The sequence below is a fragment of the Aquimarina macrocephali JAMB N27 genome, assembly GCF_000520995.1.
Lineage (GTDB): Bacteria > Bacteroidota > Bacteroidia > Flavobacteriales > Flavobacteriaceae > Aquimarina > Aquimarina macrocephali.
The window spans coordinates 1-537 of sequence record NZ_JACA01000138.1 but is presented as its reverse complement, the minus strand read 5'-3'; the positions used below and the strand labels follow the sequence as shown (position 1 = coordinate 537).

Genomic DNA, 537 nt, shown 5'->3' with positions numbered 1-537 from the left:
GATCTGTTTCCTCCAGAGAGGTCTTTTTCATGCCTGTATCCGAAATTTCATAAATCGTGGCATTAGGATACGCCAGAAGCATAGGTGAATGCGTAGCAATGATGAATTGAGAATTGAAATTTTGCAAATGCTCCTGTAAAAAATAAATAAACGCCAATTGTTTTTAAGGGGATAGGGAAGCTTCCGGTTCATCCAGCAGATATATTCCCCGCTGATTTACCATTTCGTTCATTATATGCATATAGGCTTCTCCGTGAGAGAAAGTATCAAGCTCCTGTCCATAATTTTTGCGAACCTTATGTAATTGATAATTGGCACTATCCTTCATTTGTTGGATAATATGATCTGGAACGTCTTGATCTAAATATCCCATTTGATTATGCAAATTTACATCAGTCCGGTGTACACTGTTCAGGTAATCCCCAAAATCTTCTGCCCTAAAGAAAAAACCAACGGAACGTTCTATATTCCAGTCCAATTTTAAATATGGCAATAGTTTTCTGGCTGCATCAAAACATTTCTTATCATATCCTCTAC

Annotated in this window: 1 pseudogene; it reads right to left on the bottom strand. The window is 37.2% G+C overall.

The window, feature by feature from the left end:
• Positions 1-163: 163 nt before the first annotated feature.
• Positions 164-537, bottom strand: a pseudogene (locus tag Z054_RS32050) (hypothetical protein); the annotation flags it as partial.